The organism is Bartonella sp. MF74HXZ (assembly GCF_042194445.1).
GTDB classification, from domain to species: Bacteria; Pseudomonadota; Alphaproteobacteria; order Rhizobiales; family Rhizobiaceae; genus Bartonella; species Bartonella grahamii.
The window spans coordinates 16,346-39,022 of the sequence record NZ_JBHIMW010000002.1; the positions used below are offsets into that span (position 1 = coordinate 16,346).

At 36.0% G+C, this 22,677-nt stretch carries 12 protein-coding genes and 1 tRNA gene; 6 read left to right on the top strand and 7 right to left on the bottom strand.

Annotation, left to right across the window (positions count from 1 at the left end):
* Positions 1-85: 85 nt before the first annotated feature.
* Both ACFIJ8_RS01520 and ACFIJ8_RS01525 read right to left on the bottom strand, forming a co-directional pair.
* A complete protein-coding gene (locus tag ACFIJ8_RS01520; protein ID WP_375638801.1) occupies positions 86-6,052 on the bottom strand; it encodes a Vomp family autotransporter in 5,967 nt (1,988 codons plus the stop codon).
* Positions 6,053-6,922: 870 nt separating this feature from the next.
* Positions 6,923-7,426, bottom strand: coding sequence for a helix-turn-helix transcriptional regulator (locus ACFIJ8_RS01525; protein ID WP_273787439.1), 504 nt, complete (start codon positions 7,424-7,426; stop codon positions 6,923-6,925).
* A gap of 145 nt (positions 7,427-7,571) precedes the next feature.
* Between ACFIJ8_RS01525 and ACFIJ8_RS01530 the strand changes: the two genes are divergently transcribed.
* The 3 genes from ACFIJ8_RS01530 to ACFIJ8_RS01540 all read left to right on the top strand — a co-directional run bounded on the left by ACFIJ8_RS01530 (position 7,572) and on the right by ACFIJ8_RS01540 (position 8,643).
* A complete protein-coding gene (locus ACFIJ8_RS01530) occupies positions 7,572-7,853 on the top strand; it encodes a hypothetical protein (protein WP_375638802.1) in 282 nt (93 codons plus the stop codon).
* Between the two features lie 72 nt (positions 7,854-7,925).
* On the top strand, positions 7,926-8,393 hold the full coding sequence (locus ACFIJ8_RS01535; protein WP_114647992.1) for a hypothetical protein: 468 nt from the start codon (positions 7,926-7,928) through the stop codon (positions 8,391-8,393).
* Positions 8,374-8,643: a hypothetical protein gene (locus ACFIJ8_RS01540; RefSeq protein ID WP_273787442.1), complete on the top strand. Its 270-nt coding sequence runs from the start codon at positions 8,374-8,376 to the stop codon at positions 8,641-8,643. The genes ACFIJ8_RS01535 and ACFIJ8_RS01540 overlap by 20 nt, the downstream gene beginning before the upstream one ends.
* 321 nt (positions 8,644-8,964) lie before the next feature.
* Here ACFIJ8_RS01540 and ACFIJ8_RS01545 read toward each other — a convergent pair whose 3' ends face one another.
* The 3 genes from ACFIJ8_RS01545 to ACFIJ8_RS01555 all read right to left on the bottom strand — a co-directional run bounded on the left by ACFIJ8_RS01545 (position 8,965) and on the right by ACFIJ8_RS01555 (position 12,209).
* Positions 8,965-10,176, bottom strand: a complete 1,212-nt coding sequence (locus ACFIJ8_RS01545; protein ID WP_375638804.1) for an MFS transporter — start codon at positions 10,174-10,176, stop codon at positions 8,965-8,967.
* Positions 10,177-10,656: 480 nt separating this feature from the next.
* Entirely contained in the window at positions 10,657-11,307 is a 651-nt protein-coding gene (gene tmk / locus ACFIJ8_RS01550; RefSeq protein WP_375638806.1) for a dTMP kinase, read from the bottom strand.
* 584 nt (positions 11,308-11,891) lie between these two features.
* Positions 11,892-12,209: a hypothetical protein gene (locus ACFIJ8_RS01555; protein WP_273787445.1), complete on the bottom strand. Its 318-nt coding sequence runs from the start codon at positions 12,207-12,209 to the stop codon at positions 11,892-11,894.
* Positions 12,210-12,388: 179 nt separating this feature from the next.
* On the opposite strand from ACFIJ8_RS01555, the gene ACFIJ8_RS01560 reads away from it, so the two are divergent.
* The 3 genes from ACFIJ8_RS01560 to ACFIJ8_RS01570 all read left to right on the top strand — a co-directional run bounded on the left by ACFIJ8_RS01560 (position 12,389) and on the right by ACFIJ8_RS01570 (position 17,927).
* Positions 12,389-13,579: a hypothetical protein gene (locus tag ACFIJ8_RS01560; protein WP_375638952.1), complete on the top strand. Its 1,191-nt coding sequence runs from the start codon at positions 12,389-12,391 to the stop codon at positions 13,577-13,579.
* Positions 13,576-14,781, top strand: a complete 1,206-nt coding sequence (locus ACFIJ8_RS01565; protein ID WP_375638808.1) for an ATP-grasp domain-containing protein — start codon at positions 13,576-13,578, stop codon at positions 14,779-14,781. The genes ACFIJ8_RS01560 and ACFIJ8_RS01565 overlap by 4 nt, the downstream gene beginning before the upstream one ends.
* A 1,946-nt stretch (positions 14,782-16,727) precedes the next feature.
* Positions 16,728-17,927, top strand: coding sequence for an MFS transporter (locus tag ACFIJ8_RS01570; RefSeq protein ID WP_375638810.1), 1,200 nt, complete (start codon positions 16,728-16,730; stop codon positions 17,925-17,927).
* A 462-nt stretch (positions 17,928-18,389) separates the two neighbouring features.
* On the opposite strand, the gene ACFIJ8_RS01575 is transcribed toward ACFIJ8_RS01570, so the two are convergent.
* Both ACFIJ8_RS01575 and ptsP read right to left on the bottom strand, forming a co-directional pair.
* Positions 18,390-18,479 (bottom strand) — tRNA-Ser (locus ACFIJ8_RS01575).
* Between the two features lie 474 nt (positions 18,480-18,953).
* Entirely contained in the window at positions 18,954-21,485 is a 2,532-nt protein-coding gene (gene ptsP / locus ACFIJ8_RS01580) for a phosphoenolpyruvate--protein phosphotransferase (protein ID WP_375638812.1), read from the bottom strand.
* Between the last annotated feature and the right edge of the window lie 1,192 nt (positions 21,486-22,677).

The following is a 22,677-nucleotide window of genomic DNA, read 5'->3' on the forward strand; positions in this document are numbered from 1 at the left end:
ATATATTTTTTACATCCGTAAAAACAATTCACCCCTGCCTCATGAGGCAGGGGTGAAAAGGAGTTTTTATGTATTTTGTTTATTATCAATTCAATGTCATATTGAATCCCGCACCTACACCCCAGTGACCTCCAGAAGTTGTTGCGGATATGTTAGAACGGTATTTTCCATTTTCTGAGGTGTAACCTGCACCAAAGGCAAATGCAGATTGGCTACGCCATAAACCAGTACCAAATCCAATGCTTAATTTTCCAGGTGTATCATTGTAGCGTAAGTTAGACACTGCTAAACCAATCGCAGCTGCTTGTCTTGCCTCTTTTTTCACACTCTCAATACTATAGTTTAAAACATCAAACTTCATATCTGTATATTGTTTAGCCCGATCAACAGCATCATCAATCGCATCAATCACAATATTATTAACCCGTTGATCTGTATACTGCTTGGATTGATCAAGAATAATCTTCATCTGTTCTTGAGTATAGTCATGGAGTTGACCACCATTTACAGCTTCTTTCGACCCTTTTTCAATTTTACCATCAGCTACATTATCAATCATAACAGGTTCACTAGGATCACCCCCCGCTAATGTGATTTTATTGGTTTTTTTGCCGTTTTTATCTCTATCATAACGAACCGCATCCTCAGCAATATCGTTAACTTTATTATCAATATTATCAACTTTGCCATCAATATTGATAACTACATCACTAATATCATCAATCGTATTGTAAATGTTATCAACTTTGTTGTTAAGATGCTTAACATCTTTTTCAACACTCGCGACACGTTCATTGGTTTCCCAAAGTTGTCCACCATTAACCGCATCTTTCGAACCTTTTTTAATTTCACCATCAGCTACATTGATAATCTTACTCTGCTTACCATCATGATTAGCATCATAGGCTTTTTTATCACTGTTCCAATTTAAAGCATCTGAATCGACCTTGTTGATGACATCATCAATACGGTTATTAATATTTGACATATTTTTATTGACGTCACCAAAAGCATCAGCGACATTATGGTGCTCTTTCTCAACAGTCGTACCATTAGCATTGACTTGAACAATCTTAAAAGTAGGATCTGTCCATTTGCCATTCTCATATTTGGCACCGCCACCGAAATAATTAGCAAGCTGGTTGCTCATGGAATAAAGCTGGTTACCCGTAATAGCATCCGTTGAACCATCCGCAATCTCACCATCTAAAAGATACTTCAATTTGCTCTTTGTTTTCTGCCCATCTTTTTCATGACGTGCAACAAATGCTTCTTCTTCATCATCCCACAGTAAAGCATCTTTAGAGAAATCTTCAATTTTCTGATTAAACTCATTGGATACATTCGTTAAGCGTTGATTCACATCTTGAACATTTTTATCGAGACCTGTTAAAGCTGAACCAACGTCATAAAAATTAGCCTTCCCTACTTCACCACCTACAATAGCGGATAAAGTATATTTCAGCCCTTCAAAAGTACCGTTAATGAACTTTGCTCCACCGCCAAAAAACTTTGCAATATCTGCTGATATTTTATTAATCTGACTACCATTGATTGCATCGTTGGAATTTTCAGAAATGCTACCATCTTTCACGTTACGAAGAGCAACTGGTCCGTTGTTCTTATCGCCGCCCAAAGTTACACTACCATAATTAACATTACCATCTACATCTTTATCATAGAGAACCGCAGCAGCAGTGACTGTCTCAATATCTTTCGTAATATCCTTTATGCTTTTATCAAGTTGGTCTTTGTTAACAGCTTCATCCCCCTTCTCTGCCTCCCGCACGCCAGAAATTTTACGTCCTGAACCACCAACACCTGCAATATTGATCTCAGTACCAGCGGTATCCTTACCAATAGTAATAACACCTGATGCACCTCCATCTTGCTTAACAAGACTATTTTTTATCACATCAGAAATCTTATCATCAATATTTGTAATCGAAGTATTGACACCATTAAAAGCATCAAAAATATTATGATATTCTTTATCCTGAATAAGGAAAGATGGCTCTATACCTTCGAGTACATCTGTACTACCCCCAAAATATTTCGATGTATTTTCAGCAACTTTTTTAAGATTGTCAGTAACAGTTGTAACCTTCTCATTCGTAGCAAAAAGCTGTGAACCATTTACCGCTTGCGTTGATGTTTGAGAAAGTTCTCCATCTTTTACACCGGAAAGTGTTCTTTCTTGCTTATCTTTATTTACAAGGCTGATTTCAGTACCACCGGTTTCTTTACCCACGGTAATAAGACCATCTTCTCCCTCCTGCTTTACAAGGCTATTTTCTGTTACATTGTTAATCTGATTATAAATATCTGTGATAGAATTATCGACACCCTCAAAAGCATCAGCGACATTATGGTGTTTTTTCTCAACAATCTCACCATTATCGTTAATTATAGCAACTTTGAAAGTAGGATCGCTCCACTCTCCATTCTTATAGCGAGCACCACCGCCAAAATAATTCGCAATCTTATCGCCCATCTTATAAAGTTGAGAACCATTTATTGCATCTGTTGAATCTTCTGAAATATCGCCATTCGCAAGGAACTTAATCTTACTATCTGTCTTCTGTCCATTTGGTCCACGCAGTGCGACAAACGCTTTTTCCTCTTCACTCCAAAGTAACGCGTCTTGAGAAAATTTATCAAATTTATCATCAAATTTCTTGTCTACATATTGTATATGTTTATTCACATTCTTGACATTTACATCAAGTCCTTCAAGAGCCTCACCAACATTGTCAAATGTTTTCTGTACTACTGTACCATCTGCAGAAACTGTAGATAAATTATACTGTGGTCCTGCAAAAACACCATTTTCAAACGAGGTATTACCACCAAAGAATTTTGCAATATCTCCAGCTATTGTATTAATTTGGCTACCATTTACAGCTTCCATGGAGTCTTTGGAAATTTCACCATTTTTTACACCTGCAATGGTTCGCTCTCCGTCAGCACCTGTGATATCAATTTTCGTACCGCCTTTTTCAGCACCAATAGTGATAAGCTTCTGATCTTCTTTCCACTTAACAAGACTATTTTCTGTTACATTATTAATCTGACTATAAATATCTGTGATAGAAGTATCAACAGCAGCGAAAGCACCAGTTACATTGTCGTGTTTTGTATTCTGAACAGTAAATGTTGGTTTGATACCATTAAGTATATCTGTCTCCTCACCACCAAAAAAATCCACTATATTAGTAATATAATTAAACAGTTGATGGCCATTTATTGCTTCTGTTGAATCGGAACTGACTTTTCCAACTGCAACGCCAGAAATAATTCGATCTCTGCCTTCAGAGTTCGCAATATTGATTTCGATACCTTCTTTTTCAGCACCAATGGTAATATTTTTTTTACTTTTGCTCCATTTAACAAGACTATTGTCTTCTATCTCAAACTTCATTTTATATAATTGTGAAAGATTAACAGCATCATGCTCATTGCTACCATCTGCGACTCCTGTAATTTTTGTATTGGCAGCATGAATACCACCCTTGGTCATTCTTGGGCCATCTTTGATCATGAAACCGGCATTACTCATTCTGCTGTCCCCTGTTTCTACACGACCAACTTTAATATATTCGCTTAAATCAAACTTTACTTCATTGTTATCACCTTTGGTAATTTTTATATTTGTGTTCTCACTGTCATTATTATCATCATCTTTATGCTTAACTGCAACAAACTTTACTGTACTTCCTGCTTCAACATCTGTAGCTTCTTCATCTTCAACAGCAAGTTTCCAGCCCGTTTCCATCCCCGCTGTAAGGTCTTTCAGCTGTTTATAATTTACTGCATCAGTATCATCAGTACCAGCTTTCACTTTTGTAATCTTTTGATCGCCAGCACTAATACCATTAACAGTTATGCTTGGTCCTCCATCAACAAACTTAAAGCCATCGTTGCTCATAATGCTGTTGCCTGTCGTGACACTCGTCAACTTAAGAGTATCATTCAGAGAAAATGTAACTTGATTACTGTCTTTTGCAATTTTGATATTTTTGCTTCCGTCCTCACCCGCATCCGCAACAAGATCTACTGTACTCCCAGCTTTAACATCTGTAGCATTGTTCCCATCAACAGAAAGTTTCCAGCCTGCTTCAGCAAGTGTTCTTACCTCTGTCAACTGCTTATAATTTACAGCATCAGTATCTTCTTCCCCTGCCGCTACTCCTTTAATCGTTTTATTACCAGCATGAATGCCATTAACAGTTATGCTCGGCCCATTATCATCAGCAAACCCAAAGCCAACAGCACTCATAACGCTTTCTCCTGCTGTGACAGTCATTACCTGAATATCATCAGCTAGATCAAATGTGACATTGTGATCATTATCTTTTTCGATCTTGATATTTTTTGTACCTTTATTGTCAGCTGACTGAAAATTTACTGTACCATTTGGACCAATAGCCGTAGCATTTCCACCATTAACAGCAAGCTGCCAACTCGTTTTGTTCGCGTTTTTCACCTCTTGCAACTGTTTATAATTCACTGCATCGTTAGGTTCAGACCCATCTGCTACGTTTGTGATCTTTTGCTTGGCTGCATCAATACCATCAATAGTCATGCTTGGACCATCATTACCATTAATAAAAAAGCCGTCTACAGTCATGCGTGAACCGCTTTCACCGTTAACAAAAAAGCCATCATCACTCATCGTGCTTTGGCCTGTGGTGACTTGCGTCAATTTAAGATGATCATTTAAAGTAAATTCAATTTTATGCTTATTATCTGCAGTGTTTTTTGCAATCTTTAAGTTGTCTTTTCCCGCTTCTTTTTCACTTTTCACTGAAAAATCTACGGTATTGCCTGAATTCACATCTGTCGGATCGGTATCGTTAGCAGAAAGTTTCCACCCCCCTCCCCCTGCTATGATATCTTTCATAGCTTTTAGTTGCGCCACGTTTACCGCATCAGTATCTTCACTTCCAGCTGCAACCCCTGTAATTTGTCGTGTTAGCGTACCATTACCACGACCGCCAACTTCACCAACGCTAAAAGCGCCTGTGGTGCTCTTCCATGCTATACTGGTTTTTGTTGTCCCTTTACCTGTTACAGGATCATAACCAGCAACATTCTTGTCTCTATCAGAGATAGCCCCACCACCTACAGCAACACCATCTTTAACAAGCACTTGCGAATTTACACCAATGGCAACCGAATCTTCTTTTTCAGCATAAGCTTGCGTGCCTATAGCTATCGCATTTTCAGCATTCGCGATTACTTTTCTGTTAGGATCATTTTCTTCGGTTCTGTCAGAGCGCCTGCCCCCTATTGCAATAGCACCTGAAGCTTTAGCTTCAGCATCTGTACCTATAGCAATCGTATAACTCTTTTCTGCCTTTACCTTTGTACCTAAAGCAATGCTATTTGTACCTAATGCAGTTGCAAGCCCTCCAATAGAAACTGAAGATTTTCCCGATGCTTCTGAGCCTACACCCATAGCAACACTTGCTATACCACTTGCAAGTGCGGAAACACCAAAAGCTTGTGCACCCCCTGCCTTTGCTGTCGCACCTGCACCAAATACGGTTGAATAATTACCCGTCGCTGCAGATCCACAACCCGTTGCAAAAGAATAAACACCATAAGCCTCAGGCATAGCATTAATGATACCACTAGTGTTTGTTCCCATATAAGTAGCATTGTTGGTTAGAATCCCAGCGCTTTGCCAAGTAACCTTTTCAGTGGTCGTGCCATAAGGTTTACGACCTCCAAAAACTTTCTCACCAACAAATCTGTCATATTGCTGCTCTGCAGTTATTCGTTGATTATTAGAAACTCCTTGTTGTTGTTTGCCGCCACGACCAATAACGTTGTCTGCACCACAGAAATCATCATCACCAGCCAACACAACACTACCATGACTACCATGTGGATATACAACACCGGTACCACTTGTACTTAAATTAGCCCCTCCTGTGAAGGCAAAGTTGGCAGCAAAAACAGGAGAAACACTCGATAAGAGTGTGGCCATTGCCGCGCTGAGAGAGACAGCTTTAATTAAATTTGGTGTGGAATATTTTTTTTTCATAAGAACCTCCTCCAACAGAGTTCAACATCATCACAACGCGTGAAAACGCACATGGCAAACCCCTTAGTTTGCGCATTTCAAAAACCAACAAATCAAGACAAAACCCTCCCCTCGATACCGCTATTTATTACGGCATCGCCCTAAAATCTTTGCAACAACATCGAATCTAGAAAAGTCCCCAACCCTTTTAGCTAGAGGGATTCAAGCTAAAAAATAAATAAAAACACAAGACTTTGAAAATATAACGTAATCTCCATTCAAAAACACTGCGATTTATCTCTTAACAAAAATAGTTTCACTAAAGAGCAATTCTATTTTTTAGATAAAGCGCCTCAGAAGAATGGCAAGAGTACAAAAAATAATTTTTTATAAATTTGTAAAAATACTTCTCAATAAATTAGCTATTCTTATAAGCACAAATTTATGATTTTTTAAACTTATAGCATAATGTAATGGATGACAATTATCATAATGACCTCACTCTTTTCTACAAAGTAAGCTGTTTCAATATATGATACATATCTTTGAAAGAAATCTCTCTTAATATAATGATGCACGCTCTGTAAAAAGTTTCAATGCGCTCATCTCATCATCTTCATAAAAGACAAAAGCGCGCCTATAAATAGTCTTTCCTTCTTCTCTCTTATATGTCTGTGACCCTTTTATAGAAACAAAACATCGTCATTGTATTTTCACTGTTGTATAAATTTTTTTGTATTACTAACTGTAATTCTTTTTATAAGCAGTTTTACCTTTATTAGAGCAACACATTAATTTATAACGATAATTTATCATTTTTTTTATGTTGAATAAGAGACAAAAAAAGTTTTATTTTTTAAAAAGGCTGTTCATTTGCATCTTATGAAGTTTCTAGATGTGCTTTTCAGTTTCGATTTTACGCTTTAAATGTAATTTTAAAAGTGGCAAAGTGGCTTCGACTTCTTCCATATCATTGAGGTTTTGAATGAGCTCTTGCAATTTTCCATAAAGCTCTGCTGCTAATTCCGCAACATCTTCAGGAGAAAGTGTTATTTTTGCATCATGATAGGTCGTATAAACCAAATGTCCAAGCTTTTTCATCAGCCCAACAGGAATCGCTTGTGGTTTAAAACCAGCTGCTTTCGCCTTTGCCATATCTGAAAACATCTCACCATTGCCCGTTACAAGCCAGTTTAAATTGACTTTTAATTTCTGTGATAAAACAGCCAAAAATTCTACATTGGGAAAGGTCGTGCCTCTTTCAGCGTGATCATAAATGGCTTTATTAATACCTAAACGGGTTGCTATTTGGTGCCTACTAAATAGCAAACTTTCTCGTATCAAACGTAATCGCTTCGCTTGTTCTGTTTTGGGTTCAATCTCTTTTTTTGCCAAATTACATAATAATACAAATATTGCATTGACTTAATTCAATATTTGTATTATACCTCTTGTTACTGCCCCTTATGTTGGGCAAAGATCTACATACATAACCCCACAAAAACAGATGTTGCAGCATCCGTATGCAGGAGCGAAATTTATGACAATCACACAAAAAATGCAATCGCCGTGGTATTTTACTGAACTGCGCCCCTGTAATATAACTTTGGAAAAACTCAAGCCTATCAGAGGCTATTTTCCAGAGTCAAAAACATTTGGACACAGCCTAATGAAAAAGCTAAATGCGCCACTGCCAACTCCATCAGTTTGCACGCCAAGCAAATCCTTGCCAACTGCTTTCTCAAAAGTCACAGTCATATTTTTCAGAAGCAAAAAGCCCAACACAGGTTCTCTCACTCAACAGCCTAGTAAACCTGCTTAAACCTTTTTGCAAAAATCTATAAATACACTTCCCAAAGTTTTTACATTACAACATAAGGTAAAAAGTTTATCAATGTCTAAAAATCAATATAAAATAGGCAAAATAATTGGTATTCTACAAAAAATGAGATCATCACTCGTTATTAAAAAGTTAGACGTTTACAAACCATATTTGCTTATTTTATATATTAATGGTGCTAAGTTAGCTGTAATTGGCAATAGAGATTTCAGGGTGTTTGGTTTATCGTCAGAATGCTCCTCCTCTATGCATATTAAAAGCCTTTTAGCAATGTATTTTAAATGCTATAAGTTCTATAGTAAACACATTACCATCCATATTTACAATTGGGCGCTTCAAAATCTTGAAGTAATACAGTCTTTAATAGACATTGGTTTAAAAGCGCGTATTTTGCAGAAAATTGACAAAACCATGAGGTTCGTATACATGGCAATTCTAAGTGAGAATAGTGGAGTGATACTTAAAAAAGCTGCATGGAAACCGCAACGCGGAGGAATTAAGCATGACCTCTTTATGCGATAAAGAATTATCTGATACATTGGTTGGTCTTTATGACGACTATCAACGCGGTTTCGACATTGGAGAAGAGCTTAAATTGTGCGTGGATTTGGCGTTATCTCTTGAATTAGAACTCAGTATTCACCGTTTAAGTGAAATAGATGCCGTTTTAAAAAAAGAGATTGTGCAAACCTTGCATCGTCGTAGAAATACCCATTCCAATGAAGATGAAATTGATACAATTTTTCATATGGATTTTGAAAAACAAAAATAATGCAACACTCTCCCCGTATGATACGATATTACCTCATCGCTTTATTTTCTACTGCGCTTAAACAAAAAAAACTTTCAAGAAGATTTAAAATGTTGCGGTTTCATCTTCTTAACAACAGTGAGATGAATTAAAGAAACGCAGAAATTCTTGTGGGTCGTTATCAAAAAATAGAGAGTATTCTCTAGCATACATCAATGTATGCTTTATTCATTAAGCACCAATTTTTATATTTTCTCACTTCCCTGTAAAAGCAAAATATGAAATATGTTGTAGCGTAAATGTTTATAAAATAGCGTGTATTACCACACTTATAAATGTAATTTATTGTTTTTCATGTTTATAAAACAGCACTATGAATATTCCAACAAGCGCAAAAATGCTTTGAAAAAAATATATCGATTGAGGTGATATGCTACTGTTATCGCGTGCCATAATGAGATAGACTGCGAGAATCAAGCATCCAGAGATACCATTAGAACTTGCCTGCAATCTTCCTTGGTATTCAGGATCACAAGAGAGTTGTGATAAAGAAATCGAAAGAGCCCAACTCGAAAGTCCAAATCCAATCATAAAGTAAACAGGAAAAACAACAAAATTATGTGTATTAACAGATAGAATAGCGAGACCAATAGCCATAAAAGCTAATAAAATGGCTAATGTTTTCTTTATGGATAAAACTTTACAAAGAAGTGGTGAAAAAAACGCACCTGTCAATACGCCCATAGAATAAAGCACCTCAAATATTGCAAAGGTCCTGCTATCCGCGTGCAAAACCTCTTGTATATAAGGAACAAGAATAACAGGAATGGTCATCAAAAGAGTCATAATAATCATCTGGCTTACATAAGGTACAAAAAGAGCCGGATTCTGTTTAAAATAATGAAGGGCTGCTGTATAATTTCTCCACCAATTTTGCTGGTTTTGGTTTTTAGATCTTCGGTTTTTAGGTACCTTCATTGCACAATTAAATAAACCAGCAATAATAAAGAATATACCACCTATCAGAAGAGTTCCTTTTGTTCCTGCGTAGGACAGTATCAATCCACTTAAGCCCATACCTGCGATAGTGCCAAGTTCATAAATCATATCGATAGTCGCATTTGCATTGATGAGTTGTTCTTTCAGCACAATACTTTGAATTAAAGAAATAGCTGATGGCATATAAAAAGAGATAAAAATACCCAAAAGAGCAGATAAGACCATCAATTCAATTTCTATACCAAAATGCCATAGCATTACCCAGCCAACGATTACCAAACCTCTCACAAGATTTGAAATAATAATCTGCGTTTTACGATTATATTTATCTGCCAATATGCCCAAAATAGGGGCAAAAATAATGCTAGGCGTCCAAAGAAAAAGCATCATCAACGCTACACCACGGATTGAACCCGTCTGATTGTAAGCAAGCCATGACAATGCAATATAATTTAGTCCATTTCCAAATGTAGCAAATAAGCCGCTCAAAGTAAAATAGAGAAAAGTTCTATTTTCAAATAAAGCAATGCGTTCCTTCAAATTTGAAGTGAACATAAATTATCCTCTAAAATAAATACCCGTCGATATGCATGATACATCCTGTTTAAAAACATGCATTCTTACGGTTTTCATTTTAGATCATTAAATTTAAGAAAGCAAAATTCCTTTTTTGAGGCTTTTAAAATCTTTGTGCTGTTGTATGATTAATTCTTCTATGAAAACAAAACATTTATGCACTAAAATATGCTCGAGTATATCCCTCTATGTCGTTCTTCTATTACCACACTTCGTCTCTAAAAGAATAAACATACTATTATTCTCACGATAAATATTGATAACTTTTCTACTCCCCTTCTCTAAATCTTTTAAAACAAGCCCATTACAGTTAATTTTCCAATTAAAATATATAACGTGATATTTTTCCTGAGCAGTTAAATTATTGCAATCATATCTCTAAAGTTTCAGATTTAGAATACGAATACATAAGAAGGATTTATCGTGGATAAATTGATTAATAAATGATTTTATTCATAATCAAAAACAAACTTCATCTATATGACGTCGTATTTGATGATGAATTAAAGAAACAGAAGCAGTTCCATCAATTGTTATAAACCGCTCATCTATTTCTGATAAAACTTGGTATACTTCATAAACTTTTTCAATAAAAGAGAGTTGTTCTTCGTATTTTAAGTTTAAACCATCCCTTTTCTGCAATCGCTCCAGTATAGTAGTGGGCGGTAAATGAAGATAAAATGTAATATGAGGTCTTGGAATAGATTGATTTAATTTAACTACACTTTCAACAGAAAGCTCTCGAGCATAAAAATAAGCAAGACTAGAATAAACATATCGATTGCTAATTAATAAATTTTGCGATGACATTAAGGAAGGTTCAATAATTTCAAGCGTATGTTTGCGTCTATCTGTCGCTGATAAGAGTGCTAAAAGCAACGGATCAATTGCTTTTCCATTATCTAAGTAATCTCTAATTTCTGGATTATTTCTATACCAATAACTGGGTTGAAAAGTTTGTATTATATGTTTTTCTGTTGAGTAATGGCGAGCAATTTCTTTTGTTTGTGTTGTCTTTCCACTCCCATCAAACCCGCATAAGACAATAAAAGAACCGGAAAATTTCTTTGAAAACCACATAGAATTATAAACTTTTTTATCAAGATACATTTTGTCTATATACTCTCCATAAGTTAAATTGTTTTATGTCTAAAATCTCTTAATGTTTAATAAGATGTTTTTTTACTCGTCTCTAAACAGAAAAACACAATACTCCCGTATTTGTATAACTTATTAACTTTATGATAAATGGCGGTATATAGACTTAGTTTTAAGATAAGATTATATTTTAGACAACTTAAAATGAGCTTAAGTATTTTTAAAAAATATATTTTTTGTTCACGCTACATAACCTGCCATTTTTTAACGAATTCTAGTAGAGTTTCTGAGGATTACTCCTATAACGTCGTGTAAGCGTATAGAAATGAGTTCGATCTAAGTATATTATTGCCCCCCTAAGGACTGATACTGAATTCCGCTACATAGGAATCTAACGAAATCAACTCTATCTTTTCTCAAACCACTGCCCACGCCATAAGCATTTGATATCCGATTCCGTCAAAAAGCGGCAGAACAATTCTCAGAAAACATCGCTGAGATATTGAAATATGCCTTGCAAAAGCGTTTGAATCAAATGTTTCACTATATTTTTCGGTATATTCATAAACTGAAACTAAGAATATTATAATAAGACTTCAAACAACGACGACGCCCAAATCGGCCGTGACAAAGCCTCCTAAAACTGAACCAATAATACCTTCTCTATGAAAAAGACTACCATGTAAAGGCTTTAATACAACCGCACACCTTAGCGCTAATGCCATAAACGTTTCTGATAGATAACGAAGTTTATTGTCACAACAACATCTAACAACCGTCAATAACAAAACCTCAACCTTGAGTATAAACAAAATCAACTTGAAAGCGCGAAATATATCTCTAGGACATAGTTCCTTATTGGCAAACCACCTGCCAAGAGACGCAGTAAAAATACCAGCCTCCATCCTACTCATTCTCCTGAAAATAAGCTATCACTAGCATAAACATCAGCGTTCAATTTTTTCTACCGAAAAAACTTGACATGCCCAGCCATGTATGTGTGTATTTATTATTCGTAAACATGTGTGCTGATTTATAATACTGCGTGTTTTAAGAGATTTCAAAATGGGGGGATGATGTGCACAAACAACTGATGTTTCGGTTTTATGGGCTTGTTGTCTTACTATATCTTTCTGATATGGTTCTATTCTTAAGTAATCTTTGGAATGCTTATCGCATAACATCCTCATCGATTTTCCTAGGCATAACCATGGCTTTGGGCACCCTTACGCCTTACCTTTTAAAAAAAAGCGGACTTGTGCGCATTAAAGCCTCACTGCGGTTAGTCGATTTATACAAAAGGCGGATCATTATCTATAGCCTTCTTTTATTGATTGCTCTTTTCCATTATGCCGATTCTCCCTTTGGTTTTATCGCTGTCTCTATCTCTATCGGCTATCTCTCTTTGATTACCTTAAGCACTCTCGAGACTTATAATACTAAACTCGCACTTGGTGGTTATATTAGCGCCCAAAAGGCTTCCCGCATTATGCAAACAGTTGTGCAAATTGGCGCTTTTTTGGGAGCAGCACTGAGTGGTTATCTCTTAGAAGCGACCAGCCCTCGAGGGGCAGCGGCTGAAATTGGCTATAATGGTTTGATTGTGGCACTTTGTGTGTTTGACATCATTATAAGCCTTATAGCCGGATATATCATCTTTTGCGATGAATATAACGCTACAGATACCACAGCACTTGCAACCGATAAGAAGCCAGTACCTACACCGCAAGCGAATGAACTCTCTTATGAGCTTAAACTTTTATGCGTCTGCATAGGACTTATTGGCTTTCATATTTGCGCTTATAATACGCTGGCAACCATTCTTTTTCAGAGTGTGAAAAATTTTGGCTCTGAATATTATGGGCTTTGCAGTGCGGTCGCAGGCGTGGGTGCTTTTTTGGCTGCTTTTATCAAAATCCCTCGCTTTGAATTTATTCTCCCAGCCCTTATGTTGAGCGTGGCTGATCTTATTTTTAGCACCACACAATTGCCCTATTTGGCTGTGGTCTTTTGCTTTTTTATTGGCTTTTCAATGAATACCATGCGAATTAATGCCCGCAAACATACGATTGAAGCGACTAAAACAGAGGCTCAAGCAGAGCTGGTGGGAAGCTATAGCGGCATGCTTTATACTCTCTCCCAATCGGCAGGTTATGTTATCCTTGGTCTTCTTACAAGCTCTGCCCTTATGGGTCCTCAAGCAGCTGTTTATCTTCTACCCCTTATAGGGCTAATAATCTTTATTTATGTTCTTTTCCTTTTATCACAGCGGAACAAAGTATGAGAAAACCTATTCTTATTGTCGACCCTTTCTCCACGGGTGCCCTCTATGGCCCTGCTTTGCAAAAATTAGGCTATGCTTGTTATGGAGTTGTCTCTCAACCAGATCTTTTTTCACGCTATATGCTTTCTTATCAGGGAAAAGGCATGGCAGAAGCAAAACTTCATAATGTAGATGAGATCAAGATACGCTTTCCTATCGGCGCGATAGAGGCTGTGGTAGCAGGCGCCGAAGGAGGTATTTATTGTGCAGAGCAATTGGCGGCTTATTATGGTTGCCTTGGGAATAATCCCTCAACCACCGATTGGCGACGAAAAAAGGCAGCAATGCAAAGGCGCCTTTGTGAAAATGGTTTATCTTACATTCGGTCGAAGATTCTTACAAAAGGCGATTGTGCTATCGATGATTTTGAAAGTCATAGCGGCTATGTAGTGAAGCCAAATGATTCTGCTGGGAGTGATGGCATTTTGTTTTTCTCCAGCCGTGAGGAAGTAGCGGCATGGTCCTCTAGAATCGACTGGACGCAAAAAAATATTTTTGGCGCACCTAACGAGGCTTATTTGCTCCAAGAAAGATTGGAGGGAGAGGAATACATCGTCGACGCCGTCGTAAAGGGAGAGGCTATAAAAATATGTGCTTTATCGCGATATAAAAAAGGTATTCATAATGGAAGTGCTTTTGTTTATGAATCGCTTGATGTGCTTGATGCTCAAGATCCCTCTTATACCCCTCTTATCTCTTATGCAAAAAAATGTATTCGCACGCTGGGGATTGAATATGGACCCGCGCATATGGAAATCATGCAAACAGCTCGTGGTCCAGTGATGATCGAAGTAGGAGCCCGCCTCCACGGAGGAATTGCACCCACCTTGTTCGCACATTGCTATGAAGATGATTTACTTGAAAGCTCCGTTAATCTTATTGCAGGAGTGTTTTCGCAAAAACCAAGTCGCTTTAAGAAAAAAGGGCGTATTATCTTTCTTATCAACAAGATCGACGGTCATATTATAAAAGATGTTAACTTATGGCAGCAAAAGCTTCATTCTTGGGAAAATGTGGTTCATTTTAAGCTCCTTTTTAAAGAAAATGAGCCCCTACCCCTAACCATCGATTTAAATACCTGCCCTGCCATTATAGCAATTTGGGGACACAGTGATGATGAATTATCAGCTTTGGAGAGGATTATTCGTAGCAATTTCTTATAAAATACAATAATTGGAAAGAAAACATAGATTCATCAGCGTAACTAATTGAAAATATAGACAAATATTAAAAATTGATCAAGCTTAATGGATTAAACAACAAGGAAATAATTTTGTTTACAGCTTTATTGTCGAGCATTCACGAATGGATTCTGGTATTATCTCTATCTGAAACTCCCTACAGGCATGAAGCAGAAAAGTTATCAAGCATACTTAGTATATCTAATGACAACTGCTATTACCATGCGTGATGGCTCTAGTGTAGGTGGATTTGAACTTTTAAATAATTTCTTAACTCTTGCATCACTCTATTTCCATACTTTTCAAATAATATTCAATAACTTAAGTAAAATAAATATTTTTTATTTTGGGTTTTGGTGTGTTATTAATCTAAAGCATCTGAAGAGAATATATTAAAAGAACTAAAATATTTATATATCGAGATTGAAGCAGCTCTATTTTACCAAAAGAAGAGCTATTATGACACAGGTGAATTTAGCTATTAATCTTTTGTTGCAAACAAGTGGAAAAAAAATGCTGAACGTAGAAAAAGTTGCATAAGAATCTTTAACAAAAATGATTAAAATTTAGATAGAATTACAAGGTATAAAATAGAATTTATTCCATCAGCGCTGCAATTTTTTCTGGTTAATTTATTCTACCAATATCATTAAAGCTTTCTTCTAATGACATCGTCTATCATTGGTGGGAGATATATGATTGTTTTTCGAATTGTGACAGCACACAAATTTCGTGATTTATTTTGCCCATCAAAAAGATATTGGTTAGTTGAGTAAGTTAAAAAAATACATAGCATTCCGTATAATGCCGTGTGTATGTATAAAACTTTTCAGAATGATCGTGTTAATAGAAATGTTGAAGGAGTGCCTTTTTGGGAAAGATTGTACAGCAATTACGAGTATCTCTAGGAAGAAAAGCGCTGATTTTTAGAATAGAGAGAAACATTGATCATAACAGTTTATTAGACTAAACGCAGAATATTTATCCTAATAATTGATGATCGAATTGTAACAGTATAGGTTTTTGATCATCATAAAGAAAAAAGTAGAGAACATGTTTCTTTTAGTTAAGGAAGAGTGTTGCTCATTTTTCTTTCTAAAAGTAAGCAAATTCAAAGATAATTTTTTTGTTCTTATAGTGGTGATACAATAATTGTCAAAGTCCGTGAAGGGGAGATTCCAATACATTATTACAAAGTTTAATAAAAGCTGGAATACTTAAAAACTCTTTAGTTGCTATAATGATTTAATAATACCAGATTAGGATCCGAGCAATTCAAGAGCTCAAACCTTTGTGATAATATTGGTTTAGAATGACATCTTGTTCATTCAGACGAGATGAGCCAATTATTATATGTCATAGAACCATATGGGTGGGGAATTTAAAAAAAGCTTATCTAGAATCTGACTTAAAGGTTTTTGGAACTTTAGTAGTAAGATTGGCTTGGTCTCATGTTGCCCAAAAATTAGCACCCAATCTTGTTGTGACTAGACTAAATTTAGAAGATCTGCTCACTGAAGTTTTTATAATATTATGAAATGATAAAAATATTAATATTTCTTCTTGTCCCGTACATGAAACAGATGCTATTTGTATTTGTTATCCTTTGCACCATTGTTCGAAATATATTTTAGATGGTTGTCACTTGAAATATGTCTTGGAAAATTATTTGGCAAGAGAACGTGCCCATATGTATTGGAAAGTAATTTCCTATTATTTGTCTCAATCTATGGGCGCAACGTTGCCAAGTATAGAATTCATACTGACAGATGACTTGCAAAAAATAAGTCCCTATAACGCATTTGAACTAAACTTTTATGAAAAACTGGAATTTAGTACCGAACCATATTCGACAATGGAGAAAATCATAAAATGGCTCGAGTCTCTGTTTAAGAGTGAGGAAGCTATTGCGTAATTCTGTTTTTCTTATGATTTTGATTGGTTGTTTGACGAGTTTTTGTGCTAGTGGTGTATTATCTATTGGCCTTTCTTTGTTACAATTCCAAGATACAACTGGAAAAGCATCTGCTACTTTAAATGTTGTTAATTTAATCGCAATTGGAATTGCAGGCTTATGTTTGGGAAATGTGTTGGTGCGCTATCAAGGCTTTATAATTGGGTTTTATAGTCAAATTATTTGCGCTTGTTTATTATCGTTCTTATTATTTATGAACAATCCGGTACTTATTTTATTTGTATTTTTTTTACTTGCTCTCTTGATGGGGGCTGATAATCCAAATAACAACAGTGCCTTGAATCAGCTGGTTCCAGCTCCCAAACAAAAAGCTGGAATTTTTGCATTTTATACTAGTTGCTGTCAGTTTTTTGTTATTATATCCCCATTGCTTATATATTTTATAATTGCGCATTTGGGGCACAAAATAGCCATAGCCTTTATTGTGTTTATTTATCTTTTGAATGCCAGCCTATGGTTTCGTATAAAGTCTATACAACAAATAAACAGAGTAAAAGAGCTATTACAAAAGCCATCTCAAAAAGCTTATGGAGTTGGTTTTAGATGCCTTTGGCGGATTTATGCGTTACGTTTTTTAACGATTAATCGTATTTTGAATAATTTTCTCTATACGGGGCCTATTGTTCTATTGCCACTTGTTCTTGCATCTATAACATCAGATAATACAAAATTTACAGCTATTCAAAATACTATTTTTGCTTTGTCAGCACTGGGTTTTGTAGTCAATGGTCTTATCTCATCCTATTATTTACGGAAATTTCCATCTTTAATTCGTTTTTTTGTATGGGGAACACCGGCTTTTGCAGTGATCGCAATCTCTTTTGTTTTATATTTAAATTTTACTCAATATTCCCTTTATATTATGGGCTTTTTATTAGGTATTGGGCAATTTTATTTTAGGGTATCGGGAATAACAATTGGACAAGCTATCACACCTAGTGAAAATTTAGCCGAGGTGATTTTGGCAGGCGATGCCAGTGTGCGCATCATAACAGCTTTATTCTCTATTGTGCTTTTATATGCCGGAAATTTTTTTTCATTTTCTACATTATACGTCCTGTGTATATTTATAGGTTTTTGCGCCCCTTTATTTATTTTACACGGACTATCTATTTACATACAAAGCTTAAAAATAAAAGAAAGCACCGCATGAATGATCTTCAATTATTATATTACGTCAGCCTTTTTTTGATTATCGTATAGATAAAGATTTTGTACAAACATTCATGACATTAATTTTAAATGAGCACATTGCGTGAGAAAAGCTGAGGTGTTCGTTACCTCTCATGTGGATAAAACGCATTTAGCCCGTTAATCGGAATTGCAAATAGCACTATGATCACCATTAATTCTGAAACTCTATCAGAAGTTAGTGATAATGGCAAAAATCCCTTAATGATATTTGAAGAGATCGTTTATGCTAGATCAGGTTATCTAAAGATCGAGAGGAGAGTAACTTAGAAATTATAAAATTCATGGAAATTCAACTGCAATTTCTAGGTATACATAATGACAGATACAGATCGGCGCAAACTGGTCAATTGCAAACAGTAAAAAAATCCTGAGCTTTTTAAGCTATGTCATATCAAGCATATGAAAATTCGTTTTAAATTAATGGCGGAGAGAGAGGGATTCGAACCCTCGATATGGTTTCCCATATACACGCGTTCCAGGCGTGCGCCTTCAACCACTCGGCCACCTCTCCAGAAGTCTCGCACTATACCCAGAAAGAAATAACGTGCAAGCCTAAATTATACATTCAAAGTTCAAAAAACAAATTCATTTATTAAAGTAAGAGCTTATATCTGTTGAATAACAAGCACATCCTTTCTTTTTAAGAAAAAACTTTTTCCGTGGATAGGTTTGTATAATACAATAATGGGAATAAAAAGATTGTCACATCTATCTCATACGGTGTCTATGAATGGTATAAAATCTATTGAATAGCATCATCTTTCCTTAAATAAAAAGTACAAGCCAAGTACCATCACGCTATTTATCCCCTAATGTTGCAACATCCCTTGCTATTTGAGAGAATGCATAAAAGGCATTTATTCTTTCTTAAAGTGTTTTTCACACGCTACTCCTCCCTGTAACGTATAAAAGAATAATGTTTTACAGCACTAACGATCTGATTACTCTGCAAAATGAGTTAGCTCATTCCCCTTAATGTTCTTTATCACCTTATATCCTTGCTTAGAGCACGTACAGCTCGTGCAGTTTCACATTGTAATGCTTTTTGTGCTAAAATTTTCATATCTTCAAAACTATGAGTCTGCAAACACGCCTTTACTGGAGAAATATCGCAAGATATCATAGAAAGCTCATTAATTCCCAACCCAGTCAAAATCATTGCACCAAAAGGATCTCCAGCCATACCACCACATACACTAACCCAACACTTATGTTGTGAAGCTCCCTGAATAGTCTGATAAATCATACGCAAAACTGCTGGATCAAGGCTATCAGCTTCAGACACAAGGTACGGATTTTGCCGATCAACAGCCATTGTATACTGTGTTAGGTCATTGGTTCCAATTGAGAAAAAATCAACATGGGCGCTCAACACATCTGCCATAATGGCGGCTGCTGGAACTTCGATCATAATACCAAGTTTTAATTTTGGTGCATCAATATCATTGCGGATTTCTTCTGCAATCTTTTTTATAGTGACAATCTCTGAAACAGACATTACCATCGGAAACACAATCCATAGATCTCCGCCTTCTTTTGCTGCTCGATACAAAGCACGTAATTGAGGCACCAAAAGATCACGTCGACGTAACAAAAGCCGCGTCCCTCGAACACCTAAAAAAGGATTGTCCTCTTTAGATAAATGTAAATGCGTAACCTGTTTATCCCCACCAATATCGAGTGCACGAATAATTAATGGCTTATCTCCTACAGCTGTAATCATCGCCCGATATGTATTAAATTGTAGCTCTTCATCCGGAATATGTGGATTCTCTAAAAACAAAAATTCCGTGCGCATGAGTCCAACACCTTCAGCCCCCAAATCAAGCGCAACAGGAACCTGATTTGCGTAGTTGACATTAGCCATGATACGAATTCTTTGACCATCTGTTGTTTGCGCTGGTAATCTACACGCACTTATTTCACTGACACGTTTTTGCACAACAGTATCAATATGCCTTTGAGCATCTTCAACGTCTTCAAGCGTAGGATCAAGATAAATAAACCCGTTATCGCCATCAATAATAGCTTGAATATCAGACTGTATCGCTAAAATATCATCACCTGCAGCAACAACCATTGGAATACCAAGAGTACGCGCCAAAATAGCTGTATGAGATAATGGACCTCCCCATGCTGTTGCTAATCCTTTTACCCTTGTACAATCAAGTTGTGCTACATCAGAAGGAGAAAGGTCATTTGTAACTAGAATTACACCATGTGGAATATCATTTAAAAAGAATGATCTATAGGATGGATTGATTTCACCTAAAACACGTCGACCAACATCAACTAAATTAACAGCACGTGCTGCTAACAAAGGATTATCTACCTTAAAAAACATATCTGAAAATTGACGAACCGCTCTATCCCAAGACCAAGCGACACCATGACCTTCTGCTATAAAACGACAAGCTTGAGCTATTAAATTTTCATCTTCAAGCAAAACCATTTGCGCAGAAAAAATCGCAGCAGAATCTGCTCCCATACGCACTGTAATATCAGAAATCACAGATGCCATTTTATGTTTTGTTTTTTTAAGAGCATTTTCAAGACATGCTGCACCAGCTGCAAAATCAATTGGCTGGTCTATTATAGAAATATCATTTTGCCTTAAAACAAAAATCTTACCAAATGCTAATCCTGAACTTGCTCCAACACCAGAAATGCCTTTTTGCATAGAGCGTGGATACCAACCATGAAAAGCCTTTGTTTGAGATTCCATTGCTCTCATCAGGCATTTTTCACTAATACTCACTTTTTTTGCAATAGCAATGGCATCATTGAGAAGTTGTGCTCCTTCTGCAGCATCTGTAGAAAAAATCAGAACATCACCGTTTTTTGCTCCTAATTGCAATAAACCAACCAAATTTTTCATTTCAACGGCATATTGACCATGGCGAACTCTGATAGAATTTTGAGCCTTTTTCGCAAAATCAACCCAAAGAGAAGCTGGTCGTGCATGAAGACCACTTGGATAATCTAAAGTCCATTCCTGACACACCGAAAGGTCACCAATAAAAGTTTTTTCTATCTTCATATCTTGATCAAACAAAGTTGTAACAATTTGCTGTTTGTCCATAGTTGTTGCAAGTACTTCAAGCTGTTTTTTATCAAATAAAAGAGACGTCAATTTTTTACAAATTTCTCTATAGCGATCTGGACATGCTGCAATAGCAATAACCAAATGTGCTTTTTTGCCATCCTGCCACTCAACACCAGCAGGAACCTGTATAACAGCAACAGCGTCCTTGATAATTAAATCACGATTTTCAGCCATACCATGAGGAATGGCTATACCATTTCCAAGCCAAGTATTGGTTATTTCTTCACATGCGAGCATGCTTGCCAGATAACACTTATCAACCGCACCAACCTGCACAAGCAATTCAGCAGCAGCATAAATTGCATCATTTTTATGATCAAAAGCAGCTGCAAGTTGTACAGATCTTATAGACAAGATTTCACTCTCGATAAAATCTACATTCATTGCTTCTGCTTTCTCACATCTCATCATGAATTCAAATTGCCTCACATTTGAACACAAATATCTCTGATAAATTCCTTTTCAAAGCTGCATTTCCCAAAATACAAGCTATAAATACCACCACAGCTCTCTTTATATTTTACGAAATGTAGCTAAGTGAGGTGCTTAAATACCTCAATATAACCGATAATACAATTGGATATTATCATCTAGCGAGGTGCTTAAAAGCATCATAAGCAAATCTGCCTCTTACTCTTTTACTTTACAAAAACAAAACCCCGATTTTTACAGCACCAATCACCTAAAAAACTATGTTTTAAAAACGCTCTCATTATCCCAAGTTATTCAACATAACTTTTCATTATTCTCCCTAAAAGAAAGCATCCTTCCCAATCATCTGTAACTTCAGTTAATATTTTAACTGATTCCTCAAAGTTTATTTAACCTATTATCCCTCTTTATAAATTCATTACATAATTATAAATTGCTCTATGCAACTTATCATCTTTAAAATTCCGTGCAGCTCATCCTATGACGCTACCTCATTGATATATAACATCCATGTATTTTAAGATACTCCTTTACTTCAATCAATATCGCAAACATACAATACCCTCTGTCGCATATCTGCAAAGTACGAGCATCACCCAAGCACCATCATCAACTACTAAAATAAAGAAAAACGCTACAAATAAGATAAATAAAGTAAAAAATGAAAAGCAGTTATTGCCTTAACCCCAGCTTTTATGCTTGTTTATTTTCAAAAATGTACAATACAATAATAGTGAAATCAGAAAAAATATTCTTGAAGAGCGCTGATTGCACATTGGTTATTTTTATATCTTTAAACAGCGTCCTCCTTAAAAATATAATTTCACTCTCGATTTACCGAAAACTCCTTAATGCACGTCGCTTTCCCTTAATGCACGTCGCTTTCAAAGTAGTTTTGACTGCCATCTTATGGATTTTTTATCCCTATATCCTTTTAAATGAATAGCCCCACCTATCTACACCACCACCTAAAAACAGTATGACAACTCATCAATACTACAATGCCAATAAAAAGATCCATCTTTATCAAAATGATTACATAAATAATGCTTTCATGAAATTTCTCATAATTTCCTGAAAACAAACTGCTCCTCTTATAAAGAAATTACTAGACACTTCTTCATGCATAAAAAGAAAGTCTCTCCTCACTATGATTATACAAAAAATTATC

Excerpts from the sequence above, each read along its gene's own strand:
- ACFIJ8_RS01520 (WP_375638801.1), bottom strand. The coding sequence starts at position 6,052 with ATGAAAAAAAAATATTCCACACCAAATTTAATTAAAGCTGTCTCTCTC.
- ACFIJ8_RS01530 (WP_375638802.1), top strand. The coding sequence starts at position 7,572 with ATGACAATCACACAAAAAATGCAATCGCCGTGGTATTTTACTGAACTG.
- ACFIJ8_RS01535 (WP_114647992.1), top strand. The coding sequence starts at position 7,926 with ATGTCTAAAAATCAATATAAAATAGGCAAAATAATTGGTATTCTACAA.
- ACFIJ8_RS01540 (WP_273787442.1), top strand. The coding sequence starts at position 8,374 with ATGACCTCTTTATGCGATAAAGAATTATCTGATACATTGGTTGGTCTT.
- ACFIJ8_RS01545 (WP_375638804.1), bottom strand. The coding sequence starts at position 10,176 with ATGTTCACTTCAAATTTGAAGGAACGCATTGCTTTATTTGAAAATAGA.
- tmk (WP_375638806.1), bottom strand. The coding sequence starts at position 11,307 with ATGTATCTTGATAAAAAAGTTTATAATTCTATGTGGTTTTCAAAGAAA.
- ACFIJ8_RS01555 (WP_273787445.1), bottom strand. The coding sequence starts at position 12,209 with ATGAGTAGGATGGAGGCTGGTATTTTTACTGCGTCTCTTGGCAGGTGG.
- ACFIJ8_RS01560 (WP_375638952.1), top strand. The coding sequence starts at position 12,389 with ATGTTTCGGTTTTATGGGCTTGTTGTCTTACTATATCTTTCTGATATG.
- ACFIJ8_RS01565 (WP_375638808.1), top strand. The coding sequence starts at position 13,576 with ATGAGAAAACCTATTCTTATTGTCGACCCTTTCTCCACGGGTGCCCTC.
- ACFIJ8_RS01570 (WP_375638810.1), top strand. The coding sequence starts at position 16,728 with ATGATTTTGATTGGTTGTTTGACGAGTTTTTGTGCTAGTGGTGTATTA.
- ptsP (WP_375638812.1), bottom strand. The coding sequence starts at position 21,485 with ATGATGAGATGTGAGAAAGCAGAAGCAATGAATGTAGATTTTATCGAG.